The organism is Pseudonocardia halophobica (assembly GCF_050948485.1).
Taxonomy (GTDB): Bacteria; Actinomycetota; Actinomycetes; order Mycobacteriales; family Pseudonocardiaceae; genus Pseudonocardia; species Pseudonocardia halophobica.
In genome coordinates, this window is sequence record NZ_CP192046.1 from 3,437,763 (window position 1) to 3,453,094 (window position 15,332).

A 15,332-nucleotide genomic window follows, 5' to 3' on the forward strand; every position below is an offset into this window, starting at 1 on the left:
AAAACTAGCGCACATCATTGTCGCTCCACAAGAGCCGGTTCCGCGGATCATCAGAATCGACGACGGAAAGTGCCCGGTCAGTGCGTCGCCGGCTCCTTGCCGCCCCCGGAGAAACCGGCCGCGATCAGCTGTCGGGGCGTGGCGTCGGGCAGATACGCACGCGTGAGCGCGATTCCGATACGGGGGAGGTCCGCCTCGTCACGGAATGCGAGGTGCACCGGTTCGTAGCGCGGCGAGAACTTGGCCTTGAACGCGTGCAGGGAACGGAAACCGTAGAACGGTTCCAGCGCCCCGCCGAGCTTGTCCAGCAGCCGGTCGGTGCGGTCGAGCTCCGCCTGGTCGTCCCCGCGGGCGAGCGGGGCCCCGGACAGCGAGATGAACTCGTAGCCCTCCTTCGCGAACGCGAGGCAGGCCGACGCGATCATGAACTCCATCGCGGACCGGAACCCGTCCGTCCGGCGCCGCATGACGTCGAGGGTCCAGCCGCGGATCCGGCCGCCCTCGGCGTAGACCGGGAGCCAGGAGGTCACGCCGTGGACGCTGCCGCCGGCGTCGATCGCCAGCCCGACCTTCACCGCCGGGTCGAGGGCCTCGTCGACGCCGCCCAGGGTGAAGCCCATCTCCGGCAGCCCCTTGTCGCCCACCCACTCCTCGGAGATCGCCCGCACCTGGGCGAGGACGGCGAAGGACTCCTCGGCGAGCGTGACCACCCGGAACTCGATGCCCTCGCGCTTCGCCTTGTTCAGCGCGGTGCGGATGTCCTGCCACTTCTTGCCCTTGAAGGCGATCCCGGGCAGGTCGATGAGGGTGTCCTCGGCGATCTGGACGGTCCGCCAGCCCGCGGCCCGGGCCGCCTCGGCAGCGGTGTCGGTGACGGAGAACAGGCACGGCGTGAGCCCGCCGCGCTCGGCGTCCTCGGTGAACTCGCTGACCGCCGCGGCGATCGTGCCCTGCGGCGCCACCGGGTCGGCCAGGGCGAGGGCGATTCCGGCGTGCCGCTGGTAGCCGACGTACCCGCGGCCGTCGCGCAGGAAGTAGAAGCGCATCTCCGGCCACAGCGTCATCCACGACATCGTCGAGCCGCCGACCGAGGTGAGCAGGGTGCGGGCCCGCTCGAGGGCGTCGGCCTCGCTCGCGGCGAGCCCGCCCGGTACGCGGCGCCGGATCGGGACCCGGAAGGCCCGCCGGTTGAACAGCAGGACGACCAGGACCGCGATCCACAGCACCCCGGTGCCGAGGGTGATGGCCTCGTCGGTAACCACCCCGCCCACCAGCAGGATGACGACGGCGGCCACCGCGACCAGGGCGTTCAGCACGCCCAGCACGACGGTGACCCACCAGGCCCACCGCTTGCCGAGCCGCAGCGCGTTGGCGACGATCCCGACGATCACGACGTCGATCAGCACGTCGAGCAGCGAGGTCGCCTGGCCGGCCGTCTCGCCGAAGGGTCCGCGGCCGGGGAACAGCAGCACGACGAGCTCGGTCAGCGCGATCGCGACGAGCCCGGCGAAGGCCAGCAGCCGCGTCTCCCGGCGGGTCCGCGGGCCGAAGCCGGGCTCCACGCCGAACAGCCGTTGGCCCACCACGAACCCGACGGCGACGGCGATGAGGTGGGCGACGTCGGACAGCGTGCCCTCGAACAGGAACGCCACCAGGACGTAGAAGCCGAGCAGCGCCCGGATCCGCAGCCGCCAGGGCGACCGGAGCGCGGCGGTGGTGACCGCGAGGACGGTGAGGGCGCCGGTGGTGAACCCGGCGTCGCGCACGGTCGCGAGGTGCACCGCCCACGGCCACGACGTGTGCGACAGCGCCCAGACCAGCAAGGACGCCAGCAGCACGCCGCCGATCTCGCCGGCCAGCGCGGTGATCGCCACGACCTTCGTGCCCATCCGGATCTCGCACGCGCCGACGACGATCGCGAACAGCAGCAGCCCGGTGACGTACTGGCCGGGTGTGATCGCGAAGAACCAGCCGGTGAACAGGGTCCAGACCCGGCCCTCCTGCAGGGCGGGCACGCCGTAGGCGACCTGCGGGAACCAGCCCTCCTGCCAGAGCGGGCGCCAGATCGTGCGCCCCACCAGCCCGACGAGCAGAGTCACCGCGACCACGGTGATCGTGAACGGCATCCGGCCCCAGGCGTGGGGGAGCGCGGCGGTCAGCCGCGAGGCCCAGACCTCGAAGGGCGCCGTGCGGCCGGCGGCCGCGGGCAGCGGGGCCGACGCCGGCGGGGCCGCGTCGGCCGTGACCGGCGCGGCGGGCGGCGGGCCGGACGCCTTCTCCACCGGCTTGCCGGCCTTCCCCGCGGGTGCCTTCACCGCGGGCGGCTTCTCGGCGAGCGGCGGCCCGCCCGCCTGCGCGCCGTCCGGCGCGCTCACCGCGCCGCCGCCGTCAGGCCGAGCCTCGGACCCAGGAAGTCCATCGCCGGCGGGAGCGACGCGTGCGGCACCCCCCACGAGTGCCCCTGCCCCGGCACGACCTGCGTCCGCACCGTCATCCCGGCCCGCTGCGCGGCCGTCGAGACCTCGGTCTGCCATTCCCCCACCTCCTCCTCGTCCCCGCCGCAGGCGAAGTAGCCCCACACGTCGGGGTACTTCCGCTCCGCGAGCAGGGTCAGCGGCGTGAGCGCGTCGAACGCCGCAGTGTCGCCGTGGAACGCGATCTGGATCGTCTGCGTCCGGTCGGCGCTGATCGCGGGCTCGCGCTCGCCCGCCATGTCGACGAAGTTCGGGTACAGGTCCGGGTGCCGGGTGGCCATCTGCAGCGCGCAGGTGCCGCCGAAGGACCAGCCGCCGAAGGCCCAGTGCGCGTGGTTGGAGTCGACCCCGAGGGTGGCCTCGATCCAGCGCGGGACGTCGACCGACAGGTAGGTGTCGGCCTTCGCGATGTCCGAGTCCATGCACATGGTGTTGTTCCCGTCCGCCCCGTTCGGGTCGACGACGACGGTCACCGGCGCGAGCCCACCATGCCGCTGCGCGACCTCGTCCATCAAGGCCTGCAGCGTGCCGCCGACCACCCAGTCCTGGGGACCGCCGGGCTGGCCGGCGACGAGCACCAGCACGGGCAGCAGCGGTGCGTTCGGCGAGTTGTAGGCGGCGGGGAGGTAGAGCTGGGCGTCCCGGCCGGTGAACCCGCTGACCGTGCCGGGGATGGGCGCGGTCTCGATGCTCGACGTGCCGGTGGCCGGGCCGGTCCAGCGCGAGGCGACCGGGGTGGACATGGAGCGGGAGGGGGCGCCGTGCCCGCCCGCGAAGGACCGCTCGTCGCCGCCGGCGAGGGCGCCGAGCGTCGGGTACTGCTCGAAGTAGACGTTGATCTGCGCGGCCGCGGACACGACCACCAGCAGGCCGCACACGAGCGCGACCACCTTCCGGCCGGGGCGGGTGCCGACGAGCGACCCCACCGCGAGCACGACGCCGCCGAGCCCGAGCGCGGTCCAGAGCAGCACCTGCCGGGGGAGCGGCTCCGGGACGAGGTCGAGCACGTCGACCACGAGCAGGTTGAGCCCGGCGAACACCAGGGCGGCGACGAGCACGGCCGCGACCACCGTGGCCACCGCGCCGCGGCCCCACCGCGTGAGCAACCCGAACATCGCGAGCCCGCCGACGGCCAGCAACGCGATCGGCAGCCATCCGTCGACGAGCGAGAGTCCGCCCACCGCGCTCCTCCCGCCGCCCCGACGATCACCCGGTGATCACCGACCGGTTCGTCACGTCCTGGTGTGTCGTTACGGACAATGGCCGAGCGGCCACGGTGCGGGACCGGAAATCACCCGGCCGGGTGTAGTGCGGCCCCGCCCCGCCGGCTCCGCCCCCCGTTTCGCGGGTGGCCCACCGGGTACGGCCGACGTCGACGATGTCCGTCCTCGACAGGGCCCGCCCCGGGCGGCGCCCGGAACGGAGGAACCCGTGCGACTCGACTGGCTGCGCGACGCCTGCGCGGCACCCGGCCCCTTCGCGACCGTGATGCTCGACGTCTCCCACGACACCGAGGACGCGGCGCGCCAGGACGAGCTGCGCCGCCGCGCCGTCCGCGAGGAGCTCTCGGGCCAGGGTGCGCCGGAGTCCGTCGTCGAGGCCGTCGACGGCGCGCTGGCCGACGCCCCGCCACCCGACGGGACCGGCGGGCGGGTGCTCGTGGCCGCCGAGAAGGGAGTCCTGGTCGACGCCGTGCTGCCGGCGCCGCCGCGCACCGCGGTCACCACCTGGTCGCCGCTGCCCGAGCTCGGCGCGGTGACCGGCGAGGTGCGGGAGGAGGTGCCGGCCGTGGTCGTGCGGGTCGACGACAAGGGCGGCGAGATCCTCGCCCCCGGCGACGCCGAGCCCGAGCAGGTCAGCGGGCCCAGCGGGCCGGTGCACAAGGTCCGCGGCGGCGGGTTGTCGCACCTGAACATGCACGAGCGGGTCGAGGAGACCTGGCGCGAGAACGCGGCCGCCGTGGCCGAACGGGTGGACGCGCGGGTGCGCGCCAGCGGCGCGCGCGTCCTGGTCGTGGCCGGGCCGCCGCGGGCCCGGTCCCTGCTGGTCGACTCCCTGTCCGAGCGGTCCGCGCAGATCGTCGCGCAGATCGACCACTCCGGCGGCATCTCCCCGGAGGACGTGCCGGACACCGTCGCCGCCGCCGTCGAGGACGTCCTCGACGGCGAGCGCCGCGCCGCCTGGGACCACTACCGGCAGCTGGCCGGCCGGCCCGACGGGCAGGCCGTCACCGGGCTGGCCGACGTGGTGGCGGCCGTACGGGCCGAGGCCGTCGACACCCTGTTCCTCGACCCCGCCGCGCTGACGGACGCCGAGGTGTGGGCCGGGACCGAGCCGACGCATCTCGGCGTGCAGCGGGAGGAGCTCGAGGCGCTCAACGCCACCGACCCCCACCGGGTGCCCGGCGTGCCGGCGGTCATCCGGGCGCTGGCGTGCCAGAGCGGTCAGCTCGTGCGACTGGACGACCCGGCCGTCGTCCGTGGCAAGGACCGCCTCGACGACGCCCGGCAGGCCGAGGAGGAGGCGCGCGCCGCCGCGGACGCGACGGGCGAGGAGGCGCCCGAGCCCGGCCTGTTCGCGCACGGTGAGCTGGCCGACGGCCTCGGCGCCACCCTGCGCTTCCCGATCTGAGGCACCCCGGAGCCACGACGCACCCCCGCGCGGGGTGCGTCGTGGCTCCGTGCTGTGTCGGTGTGCCGTAGGGGCCGTCAGTCCCCGGGGCGGACGTACGCCTGGAGCGGTAGACCCGCCTTCTCCAGCACGCCGACCAGCTCGTCCGGGGTGATCAGCTCACGGGTCTCGTGCCGGTCGAAGGCACCCGACGCGGTCACCGCGAGCGAGATCGCCGCCGCCGCGCGGGAGTCGGGCGCATCGAAGATCACGATGCCGTCGTGGCCCCCGAACATGTAGTACAGCGCCTCGAGCCGGGCGTCCTGGGCCTCGAGCATGGTCCGGACGGCGGCCGTGCGGTCGCTGGGCTTCAGCACCATCCGGTTCCACGTCTCGGGGCTGTAGCTGAAGAAGAACGCGAACTTCGCCATCGTCGACCCTCCCTGTGCCGTGGAACCCTCCAGCCTCCTCCGACGGCCGGCCGCTGTCGCTGCGTAGAGATACGTACGGAACTGCCCGGACCGGTCCGGTGTCGGGCGATCGGGGGACGGCGGGATCAGCCGGCACGTCCACCGTCGGCCCGACGGGACGGGGGCCCGGTGGGGAGCACCGTCGAGGGCGTCGGGGCGCATCACCCGGGACGCCCCGCCGGACCCGAGGAGAGGCCCCATGAGCACCACGATCACCATCACCGAGTCCGCTCCCGAGGGTCCCGAGGACCCCCGCCGCGACGCCGCCCGACCCGGCCCGGTGCAGGACCGTCCGGTGCCGAACGGCCCGGTGCAGCGCCTCGTGTGGAACGGCCTCGTGCAGCACCCTCCGGTGCCGCAGGAACACCCCGTGCAGGACGGCCCGGCGGCGACGTCGCGGCCCGCCGTCTGGGCCTCCGTGCTCGCCGGGATGGACTGCTACGGCTACGGCCTGGGTTACGACTACCACACCGCCCTGCACGCCGCGAACTCCAGCGGGCCGGCTCCGCGCGAAGCCGGTGCCCCGCGGTCCCGCACCGGCCGGACCGTCGCCGTCGTGGTCGGCGGGGTCCTCGCCGCGGCAGCCGTCGCGGGCGGACTGATCATCGGACTCGGCGGGCACTCCACGCCGTCGATCCCCGCCGCGGCCCCCCACACGGGAACCGCCACGACGGCCCACGGGAGCGGGCACGGCACGCCGGCCGGCTCGCCCGCGCACCCGGCGGCCCCGGTCGTCCCGGCTCACCCGATGGCCCCGGTCGGGCCGGCGGTGCAGCCGATGATCCCGGCCGGCACCCACGTGGCACCGTGACCGCCCGCGCTACCGGTCGCCGTCAGCGGGGTGGGCCTCCACCCGCCGCGCCTCGAGACGCTCGCGCTGCGGGCGGACGGTGTACTCGGGGTCGCGGGCCGAGGCCATGCCCGCCTCGAAGATCCCGTAGCGGGTGGCGGCGGAGGCGGCGTTGAGCAGCAGGCCCGCGGCGGCGCCCAGCACGCGCCCGCGCCGGCCGCGCACGAATCCCGAGGCGAGCGCCCCGAGGGCACCCACGACCGTCCCCGCGCGGGCGCCCTTCAGCACGGCGCCGGCCCGGCCGCTCCGGTAGGCCTCGGCCGCGAAGCCGATCCGGCGTTCCAGCACCGAGGTGGCCGCGAGCTCGAGCACGGCCCCGGCGACCGCGACCCGCCGCGCGGGCGTGACGTCGCCCCGCGCGAGCAACCCGGCCCCGCCGCCCGACGCCATCGCGCTCCCCGCGAACACGAACGGCAGCTCGCGGAACCCCTCGTGCCACGCCGGCACGGCGGTGTCGGCGACCAGCACCGCGGTGTACGTCGTCAGCGCCGGGCCGAGTGCGCCCGCGGCCAGGCCCGACGCGCGCGCCAGCCGGGGCGTGACGCCCAGGACCTCGGCCGCCGCCGTCGCCCCGGACAGCGCCCCGAACGGCGCGAGGATCCACGACCCGACCGACAACGGCGAGGTCACCTTCAGCACCCGCAGCATGTGCAGGAAGCGCTCGGGTCGGCCCAGGTCGTGGACCAGGAACCCGACGCTGAGGGCCGCGCCGCCCGCCGCCGCGACCCGTCCCACCCGCCGCAGCCCGGGCCGCCCGGTCAGGTCGGCGAGCGCCGCGAGCGGCGCGGACACCCCGGCGAGCCCGCCGAGGTAGAGGTAGGCGGGGACGTCCGGCACCTTCCACACCGGCGGCTTGATGATCGGGCGCCCGTAGTACGAGGTGAACTCGGCCTCGGGCACCATCAGCCGCTCGCCGCGGCCCTTTCCGCGGCGCCGCGTCCGCGGGGTCCCGGCCGCGGTGCGGTGCTCCGGCGCGCTCACCGCCGGCCGCCCAGGAACGCGGCCGCGACGGCGCCCGCCACGGCCAGCGCGGCACCCGCGGCGTGCCGCCACATCGACGGCAGGTCCCGGGTCGTGACGACCGGGTCCGGCGGCAGCCCGTAGACCTCCGGCTCGTCGAGGAGCAGGAAGAAGGCGCCGTCGCCGCCGACCCCGTCGTCGGGGTCGCGTCCGTAGAGCCGGGCCTCGCCGACCCCGCGGTCGTGCAGCTCGGCCAGCCGGGCGTCGGCGCGCTCGCGCAACTCGTCGAGCGGGCCGAACTGGATGGACTCGGTCGGGCAGGCCGTGGCGCACGCCGGGGCCAGGCCGCCGCCGAGCCGGTCCTGGCACATCGTGCACTTGAACGCCCGCCCGTCGCCCTGCCGCTGGTCGAGCACGCCGTAGGGGCAGGCGGGGACGCAGTACCCGCAGCCGTTGCAGATGTCCTCCTGCACCAGCACCGTGCCGTGCTCGGTGCGGATCAGCGACCCGGTGGGGCAGACGTCGAGGCATGCGGCGTGGGTGCAGTGCTTGCAGACGTCCGAGGACATCAGCCAGCGGACCTCGGTGGCGTCGTCCCGGTCCACGCCCGGCTGCACCGCTCCGGGCAGCTCCATGGCCGGCATCCCGAGATCCACCGGCGCGGAGCCCCGCGCCGGGACCCGCTGCTCCACGAACGCGACGTGCCGGTACGTGCTCGCGCCGAGCCCGCCGCTGTTGTCGTAGCTCATCCCGGTCAGTCCCAGGACGTCGCCGGCGGCGCCGTGGTCGCCCACGCCGTCGGCCGGCAGGGCGTTCCACTCCTTGCAGGCGACCTCGCAGGCCTTGCAGCCGATGCACACGCTGGTGTCGGTGAAGAAACCGACGCGCGGCGGGTGCCCGTCCGCGTAGCCGGCGTCGGCCGACGGGTCCGCGAGGGGGCCGGACAGGGAGTTCACCGTGGCTCCTCCTCCAGGCCGGCCTGCCGCCGGCGGTCGGCGAGGTACGTGACCAGCTCCGGCCCGCGCGGGCGCCGGCCGGGGCGGATGTCGCAGGTGGCGGCCTTGGTCTCCATGATGTGCACGTTCGGGTCGAGGGACACGCCGAGGAGCTCGTTGGCCGCGTCGCCGGTGGAGAGCCCGTTCGGGCCCCAGTGCCAGGGCACGCCGATCTGGTGGATCACCGTGTACCCGTGGCCCTGTCCCTTGATGCGCAGCGGGGTGGCCCGCTCGGTCACCAGCACCCGGCCCTCGACCGCGGACCGGGCCGTGACGACGTGCGCCCAGCCGCCGTGCGTCAGCCCGCGCTCGGCCGCGAGCTCGGGGGAGACCTCCAGGAACATCTCCGGCTGCAGCTCGTTCAGGTGCGGCGTCCACCGGCTCATGCCGCCCGCGGTGTGGTGCTCGGTGACCCGGAACGTGGTGAAGACGTACGGGTAGACCTCGGCGCCCGGCGTCCCCGGTTCGGGGTGGTAGTGGTTGTCCGCCCGCTCGAACCGCTGCCGGGCGGGGTTGGCCCGCTGCCCGTACAGGGCGTTGCCGACGGGCGACTCCTCGGGCTCGTAGTGCGTGGGCATCGGGCCGTCGGCCAGCCCGGCGGGGGCGTGCAGCCAGGCCCGCCCGTCGGACTGCATGACGAAGGGCTCGGCGCCGCCGATCGCCCTGGCCGCGTGGGCGCCGGGCGGCGGCACGTAGTCCGGCGGGGTGTCGGCGGGGAAGTCCGGGACGTCCGGCCCGGCCCACTTCTCCCCGTCCCAGTAGGTGAGCCGCTTCCGCTCGCTCCACGGCCTGCCGTCGGGGTCGGCGGAGGCGCGGTTGTAGAGGACGCGCCGGTTCATCGGCCACGCCCAGCCCCACTCGGCGGCGATGAGGTCCTGCTCGGCGCCGGGTCGGCGGCGCGCCGACTGGTTGACCTCGTCGGCGTAGACGCCGCAGTAGATCCAGCAACCCGAGCGGGTGGACCCGTCGGACCTGAGTGCGGTGTAGCCCGGCAGGGCCTTGCCGTCCGCGTCGACGCCGTTGATCTCCCGCAGCACCGCGTCGGCACTCGGCTCGCCGGTCGCGTCGACGGGGTAGTCCCAGGTCAGCTCCTGCAGCGGCCGGTCGCGCCGGTCGTCGGAGCCGGCGACCTTCGCCTTGATCCGCCTCCCGAGCTCGAAGTAGAACCACAGGTCGCTGCGGCAGTCGCCCGGCGGCTCGACGGCCTTGTGGTGCCACTGCAGCAGACGCTGGGTGTTGGTGAACGTGCCGTCCTTCTCCGTGTGGGCGGCGGCCGGCAGGAAGAAGATCTCGGTGCCGATGTCCTCGGTCCGAATCTCGCCGGTCTCGATCTCCGGCCCGTCCTTCCAGAACGTGGCCGTCTCGATCATGTTGAGGTCGCGGACGACGAGCCATTCCAGGCTCGCGAGGCCGTGGCGCTGCATCCGCGCGTTGGCCGTGCCGACCGCCGGGTTCTCGCCGACCACGAAGTAGCCGGGGACCTTCCCGTCGGCCTGGTCCATCACCGTGCGGAACGACGAGTGGTCGCCGGTCAGCCGGGGGAGGTGGTCGAAGCAGAAGTCGTTGTCCGCCGTGGCGGCGTCGCCGAACCAGGCCTTGAGCAGGCTCACGACGTAGGCGTCGAGGTCGGCCCAGAAGCCCTTCGTGCCCGCGTTGGACTCGATGAAGTGCTGCAGGCCCTCGTCGCGGTGGGCGTGCGGCATCGGGATGTAGCCCGGCAGCAGGTCGAACAGGGTCGGGATGTCCGTGGAGCCCTGGATGCTCGCGTGCCCGCGCAGCGCCAGGATCCCGCCGCCAGGGCGGCCGATGTTGCCCAGCAGCGCCTGCAGCACCGCGGCCGCGCGGATGTACTGCACGCCGACGGTGTGGTGGGTCCAGCCCACGGCGTAGGCGAAGGCGCTGGTCCGCTCCCGGCCCGAGTTCCGGACGAGGGCCTCGGCGACCCGCTGGAAGGTCGCCACCGGGATGCCGCAGATCTCGTGCACCTTCTCCGGCGTGTACCGGGAGTAGTGCCGGCGCAGCACCTGCAGCACGCAGCGCGGGTCCTGCATGGTGTCGTCGCGTTCCGGATCGGCCGCGATCGGCGCCCCGCCCGAGCCGGGCATCTCGCCGCGCTCGGTCTCGTGGACGTCGAGGTCCCGGTCACCCGCGGCCGAGGGCGCGGTCGCCCCCTCGTACTGCCAGGTCTCGGTGTCGTAGGTGGCGGTCTCCGGGTCGAACCCGGAGAACAGCCCGTCGAGGTCCTCGGTGTCGGCGAAGTCCTCGCGCAGCAGCATCGGCCCGTTGGTGTAGGAGCGGACGTAGTCCTCGAAGTAGGCGCCGGTCTCCAGGACGTGCCGGATCAGCCCGCCGAGGAACGCGATGTCCGTGCCCGCCCGGATCGGGACGTGCAGGTCCGCCACCGCGGACGTGCGGGTGAACCGCGGGTCCACGTGGATGACCGTGGCGCCGCGCTTCTTCGCCTCCATGACCCACTGGAAGCCCACCGGGTGGGCCTCGGCCATGTTCGAGCCCTGGATGACGATGCAGTCGGAGTTCACCAGGTCCTGCTGGTAGTTCGTCGCGCCGCCGCGACCGAAGGAGGTCCCCAGACCGGGAACCGTGGAGGAGTGTCAAATACGGGCCTGGTTCTCGATCTGCACCGCGCCCAGGGCGGTGTAGAGCTTCTTCATGAGGTAGTTCTCCTCGTTGTCGAGGGTCGCTCCTCCGAGGCTCGCGATGCCCATGGTGCGGCGCAGGTACCGGCCCTCGTCGTCCGTCTCCTGCCAGGTGCGGCGGCGGGTGTCGAGGACGCGGTCGGCGATCATGTCGAGCGCGGTGTCGAGGTCGAGGTCCTCCCACGCGGTGCCGTGCGGGCGCCGGTAGCGGACCGTGGTGACCCGGTCGGGCGAGGTGACCAGCGACAGCGTCGACGACCCCTTGGGGCACAACCGCCCGCGGCTGATCGGGGAGTCGGGGTCGCCCTCGACCTGGGTGACCTGCCCGTTGCGGGTGAAGACCCGCTGACCGCAGCCGACGGCGCAGAAGGGGCAGATCGACTGCGTGACGCGGTCGGCGTCCTGGGTGCGCGCGCGCAGCGACTCGGTGCCGTCGGACCGCGAGGCGGTGCCGCGGCCGAGGCGGTCCGGTCCGGTCAGCTGCCGGTAGACCGGCCACCCCTCGATCCAGGTGCGCACTCCCACCTCCTCGTGTGCCCGATCACCGGGTCTCCCAACCACCGGACGCTGCGAAGCGACCGACGGCGGGTGTGCGACGCGGCGGGCCGGGCATCCCGCGGTGTATCGCCGTGTTGACCACGTGCCGCCCGGGGGACCCCGGCGGCCAGACCCGAGGAGGTAGCCATGGCGGACCTCGACGACCCCGCCCGCGTGCAGGGGCTGACGGTGCGGGACCGGGACGGCGCCGAGCTCGGCGCCGTCGACTCCGTCTACGTCGACGACGAGACGCAGCGGCCCGAGTGGGTCGTGCTCACCGGCGGGCTGTCGGGCTCGCGGCACGCCGCCCTGCCGCTGGCCGGCGGGATGATCGAGGAGGGCGAGCTCCACGTGCCCTACGACGCCGAGCAGCTGCGGACCGCGCCCGAGGTGCCCGAGGGGCACCTGAGCAAGGAGACCGAGGCCGCCCTGTTCGACCACTACGGCGTGCCGCACGGCGGCCCGACCGAGACGGCGCAGACGGACGACCCGCGCCCCCGGCCCTCCGGCCGGCACGGCGACGGCCGCCACGAGCGGGTCGAGGACGACCGCGCCGAGCGCGACCACGTGGCCGCCGGGGCGGACGGCTTCGACGACCCCGCCGCGCCCGACGAGGCGTCCGGGGGCGACGCCGTCCCCGGCGTCCGAGCGGGCTGACCGCCGCGCCGCGGCGGCGCGACCGCCGCGCCGGCGCCGGCTCGTGATCCGTTGCGCCCCACCGCTCGCCGACCAGCGTTGGCGTGCCGGGCCGCACGTCCGTACGGTCCCGGGGAGAAGTACCCGGTGCGGCCCGTCCTCGGACCGTGCGACGCGAACGAGGGGAGTCGCCGTGCGCGTCGAGATCGTCTGCGACCGGTGCAGCCCACTGGCCGAGCCCGGCAGGCCGGGCCACGGCGGGCTGAGCGAGCACCTGGCCGGGCTCGGCGCGGGTCTGGCCGCGGCGGGCCACGAGGTGACCGTCCTGGTCCGCCGGGACTCGCCGAACCAGGCGCCCGTCGCGTGCCCGGCCGAGCGGCTGGAGGTCCGGCACGTCGATGCCGGCCCGGCCACGCCGTTGCCCGAGGACCGGCTGGTCACGCAGGTGCCGGTGCTGGCCGAGGAGCTGGAGCGCCGGTGGCGCGCCGCACGGCCGGACGTCGTCCACGCCCACTCCTGGACCGCCGGCCTGGCCGCGGCGGCCGCCGCCCGCGAGCTCGGCCTGCCGTTCGTCGTGACCCTGCCCGGGGTCGGCGAGCGCCCGGTCGACCCGTCCGTCGACACCCGGGGCCGCGCCTCGGCCGAGCACGTGCTCGTCGCCCGCGCCGACCGCGTGGTCGCGAGCGGGGAGGACGACGTCTTCGCCCTCGTCCGGCTCGGGGCCAGGCGCTCCGCGATCCGCGTGGTGCCCTACGGCGTCGACACCGGGACCTTCCAGCCCGAGGGGCCCACGCTGCGCCGCGGCGCGCACCCCCGGCTGCTGGCCGTCACCGGCCTCGACGAGGAGGCGGGCGTGCAGGACGTCATCCGCGCGCTGCGCACCGTCCCGGAGACCGAGCTGCTGGTCGCCGGCGGGCCGCGCACGGACGACCCGGAGATCGACCCCTCGCGGGACCGCGAGCTGGCCCGGCTGCACGCGGTGGCCCGCGAGGCCCGCGTCGAGCGCCGCGTCCGCTTCCTCGGGGCCGTGCGCCGCGAGACCTTGCCCGCGCTGCTGCGCTCCGCGGACGCGCTCGTCCACGTGCCGCACCGGACGGGCTTCGGCATGATCGCGCTCGAGGCGATGGCGTGCGGCCGCGCGGTCGTCGCGTCGGCCGTCGGCGCGCTGGCCGAGACGGTGGTCGACCAGGTCACGGGCGTGCTGGTGCCGCCCGCCCGGCCGGACGTCCTGGCCCAGGCGATGCGCGCCCTGCTCCGGGAGGGCGCCGTGCCGCTGGCGTTCGGCATCGCGGGCCGGGACCGGGCGGTGTCCCGGTACGGCCGCGACCGGCTGGTCGCCGCGGTCGAGCAGGTGTACCGGGAGGCGGCAGAGGCCGTCGAGGCCCGCGAGCACGTGGGCGCGGGGGAGACCGGCGCCGCGCACGTCGGCCACACCGGCTGACGAACGCCGTCCCCGCGGCGCGTCGCGACCGACCGCGGCCCGCCGTCAGGCGCCGTCAGGCGCTCTCGGCCCGGTCGCTCAGCAGGTGTGCCAGCCCGGTGAGCTCGAGCACGGGCCGCGCGACGCTGCCGGGTGGGGCGACCACGCACAGGTCCGTGCCGGGGTCGAGCTGGTGCAGCAGCCGCACCCCGGCGCTGGCGAACAGGGTGGTGGCGGACAGGTCGAGGACGCACCGCTCCCCGTCCGCGGCCGCGTCGAGCAGCGCGGCCCGCAGGGTGGCGACGGCCGGCAGGTCGACGTCGCCGCGCACGTACAGCACGCCCGGGGCCTCGCCGGGCTGGACGGCGAACATCTCGGGCACGGCCGTCGGGCCGGGACGCGGCGTGTCGCCGACCGCGACCGGCCTGCCGACGGCCAGCACCGCGGTGACCGTCGTGCCCGCCGGCCCGGGCTCGACGACCAGGGCGTCGCACAGGTCCCGGACCACGGCGAGCCCGAAACCGGCCTCCTCGTCGTCGTCGTCGTCCGCGTCCTCCTCCGGGGGCTGCCAGGTGCCGTCGTCGGCGACGGTGATGCACAACCCGGCCCCGGTCAGCTCGGCACCGACCCGGATCTCGCCGTCGGAGCCCTCGGGATAGGCGTGCTCGATGGCGTTCGCGGCGAGCTCGGAGACCACCATCGGCGCCGCGACCACGGTCCGCGGCGCCACGCCCGCCGCCTCCAGCCAGCGCGTGACCGTCTCGCGCAGCGGGCTGAGGGCGAACGGGTCGACCGGCAGCACCAGCCGAAACGGCTCGACGGGCACGAGGGGCCGGTGTGCGGCCAGCACGGCGACCCCGCCGCGCGGCGCCCGCGCGGCGAGCCGGGCGCACACGGCCGCGGGGTCGTCCACCGGGGCCTCGGGGTCGAGCAGGACCTCCTGCCCGGGCCCACGGCCGGTCGAGGTCCGCCCGCGGCCCTCCACGAGGTCGTCCGAGTACAGCAGGATCGTCTCCCCGCGGGCGAGCCGCGCGGTCGCCGGTACCGGGGGTGCGGCGCCGACACCCAGGGGGCCGTAGGCCTGGCCGGGCAGCGGGGCGAGCCCGCCCGGCCCGCTCACCAGCGCCGGGGGATGGGCGCCGCGTGCGTGTTCGAGCTCCCCGTCGGGCCCCACGACGACGACGGTGAGCGAGGCGCCGTGCAGGGCGTCGTCGATGCCCGCGGCCCGGTCGATCTGCTCGAGGGCCTCGGTGAGCGTCGGCGTGGTGTACAGCGCCTGGCGCAGCACGGTGCGCAGCCCGGTGACGGCGCCGGGCCGCGGTGCCGGACCCACGAGGTCACCGACGGCGAGGGCGAGCCGCCCGTCCGGCAGCGGCACCACGTCCAGCCAGTCGCCCGCGGGGGCGGCACCGTCGGCGGAGGGGAGCGCGGTGAGGCCGAGCGGGGCGGCAGGCACCCAGAGCGCGGCCAGCCGGAGGTCTGCCAGCAGCGGCAGCGTGGCGGGCAGGTGGGCCGGAGGAGCGTCGCCGGGCGGAGCGGGATCCCGCTCGGGGCGGGAGTCGGCGTTCACGTCGCTCCTCTCCGGCCGGCGCCGAACGGCCGCGACCTGCCCGGCGGGACCGGGTCCGCCGAGGATAGGGGCCGGGCGCCCGCGGCGTGTGGCATGCCCGCCGTCGTCGTCACCGTCGTCACCGTCGTCGCTGTCGTGTTCGTCGCGGCCGCC

Annotated in this window: 11 protein-coding genes; 4 read left to right on the forward strand and 7 right to left on the reverse strand. The window is 75.5% G+C overall.

What is annotated here, in order from left to right; genetic code table 11:
• Nucleotides 1-77: 77 nt before the first annotated feature.
• A complete protein-coding gene (locus tag ACQP04_RS16595; RefSeq protein WP_433507929.1) occupies nt 78-2,375 on the reverse strand; it encodes a bifunctional lysylphosphatidylglycerol flippase/synthetase MprF in 2,298 nt (765 codons plus the stop codon).
• Nucleotides 2,372-3,655, reverse strand: coding sequence for an alpha/beta hydrolase (locus tag ACQP04_RS16600; RefSeq protein WP_433507930.1), 1,284 nt, complete (start codon nt 3,653-3,655; stop codon nt 2,372-2,374). The genes ACQP04_RS16595 and ACQP04_RS16600 overlap by 4 nt, the downstream gene beginning before the upstream one ends.
• 250 nt (nt 3,656-3,905) lie before the next feature.
• Here ACQP04_RS16600 and ACQP04_RS16605 point away from each other — a divergent pair, with 250 nt between their 5' ends.
• Complete coding sequence (locus tag ACQP04_RS16605) at nt 3,906-5,105, forward strand: Vms1/Ankzf1 family peptidyl-tRNA hydrolase (RefSeq protein WP_433507931.1); 1,200 nt, start codon at nt 3,906-3,908, stop codon at nt 5,103-5,105.
• A gap of 77 nt (nt 5,106-5,182) precedes the next feature.
• Here ACQP04_RS16605 and ACQP04_RS16610 read toward each other — a convergent pair whose 3' ends face one another.
• Nucleotides 5,183-5,515, reverse strand: a complete 333-nt coding sequence (locus ACQP04_RS16610) for a GYD domain-containing protein (protein WP_051737211.1) — start codon at nt 5,513-5,515, stop codon at nt 5,183-5,185.
• Nucleotides 5,516-5,753: 238 nt separating this feature from the next.
• Here ACQP04_RS16610 and ACQP04_RS16615 point away from each other — a divergent pair, with 238 nt between their 5' ends.
• The gene (locus tag ACQP04_RS16615; protein ID WP_433507932.1) at nt 5,754-6,365 is read left to right on the forward strand and encodes a hypothetical protein; all 612 of its coding nucleotides are present in this window, start codon (nt 5,754-5,756) and stop codon (nt 6,363-6,365) included.
• Between the two features lie 9 nt (nt 6,366-6,374).
• Here ACQP04_RS16615 and nrfD read toward each other — a convergent pair whose 3' ends face one another.
• From nrfD to fdh, 3 genes are read right to left on the reverse strand one after another with little or no spacing between them, the layout of a single operon-like run.
• Nucleotides 6,375-7,385, reverse strand: a complete 1,011-nt coding sequence (nrfD, locus tag ACQP04_RS16620; protein ID WP_433507933.1) for an NrfD/PsrC family molybdoenzyme membrane anchor subunit — start codon at nt 7,383-7,385, stop codon at nt 6,375-6,377.
• Nucleotides 7,382-8,320, reverse strand: a complete 939-nt coding sequence (locus ACQP04_RS16625; RefSeq protein ID WP_433507934.1) for a 4Fe-4S dicluster domain-containing protein — start codon at nt 8,318-8,320, stop codon at nt 7,382-7,384. The genes nrfD and ACQP04_RS16625 overlap by 4 nt, the downstream gene beginning before the upstream one ends.
• Nucleotides 8,317-11,541: a formate dehydrogenase gene (fdh, locus tag ACQP04_RS16630; protein ID WP_433507935.1), complete on the reverse strand. Its 3,225-nt coding sequence runs from the start codon at nt 11,539-11,541 to the stop codon at nt 8,317-8,319. The genes ACQP04_RS16625 and fdh overlap by 4 nt, the downstream gene beginning before the upstream one ends.
• 159 nt (nt 11,542-11,700) lie before the next feature.
• On the opposite strand from fdh, the gene ACQP04_RS16635 reads away from it, so the two are divergent.
• Together ACQP04_RS16635 and ACQP04_RS16640 are read left to right on the forward strand one after the other, a co-directional pair.
• Complete coding sequence (locus ACQP04_RS16635; protein ID WP_433507936.1) at nt 11,701-12,210, forward strand: PRC-barrel domain-containing protein; 510 nt, start codon at nt 11,701-11,703, stop codon at nt 12,208-12,210.
• Between the two features lie 172 nt (nt 12,211-12,382).
• Nucleotides 12,383-13,630 (forward strand): glycosyltransferase, encoded by a 1,248-nt coding sequence (locus ACQP04_RS16640; protein ID WP_433507937.1) that lies wholly within the window; start codon nt 12,383-12,385, stop codon nt 13,628-13,630.
• Nucleotides 13,631-13,685: 55 nt separating this feature from the next.
• Here the strand turns inward: ACQP04_RS16640 and ACQP04_RS16645 are convergent, their stop codons facing one another.
• Nucleotides 13,686-15,179 carry an ATP-binding protein gene (locus ACQP04_RS16645; protein ID WP_433507938.1) on the reverse strand — a complete coding sequence of 498 codons (1,494 nt, stop codon included), beginning with the start codon at nt 15,177-15,179 and terminating at the stop codon, nt 13,686-13,688.
• Nucleotides 15,180-15,332 lie beyond the last annotated feature (153 nt).

Excerpts from the sequence above, each read along its gene's own strand:
- ACQP04_RS16610 (WP_051737211.1), bottom strand. The coding sequence starts at position 5,515 with ATGGCGAAGTTCGCGTTCTTCTTCAGCTACAGCCCCGAGACGTGGAAC.
- ACQP04_RS16615 (WP_433507932.1), top strand. The coding sequence starts at position 5,754 with ATGAGCACCACGATCACCATCACCGAGTCCGCTCCCGAGGGTCCCGAG.
- ACQP04_RS16635 (WP_433507936.1), top strand. The coding sequence starts at position 11,701 with ATGGCGGACCTCGACGACCCCGCCCGCGTGCAGGGGCTGACGGTGCGG.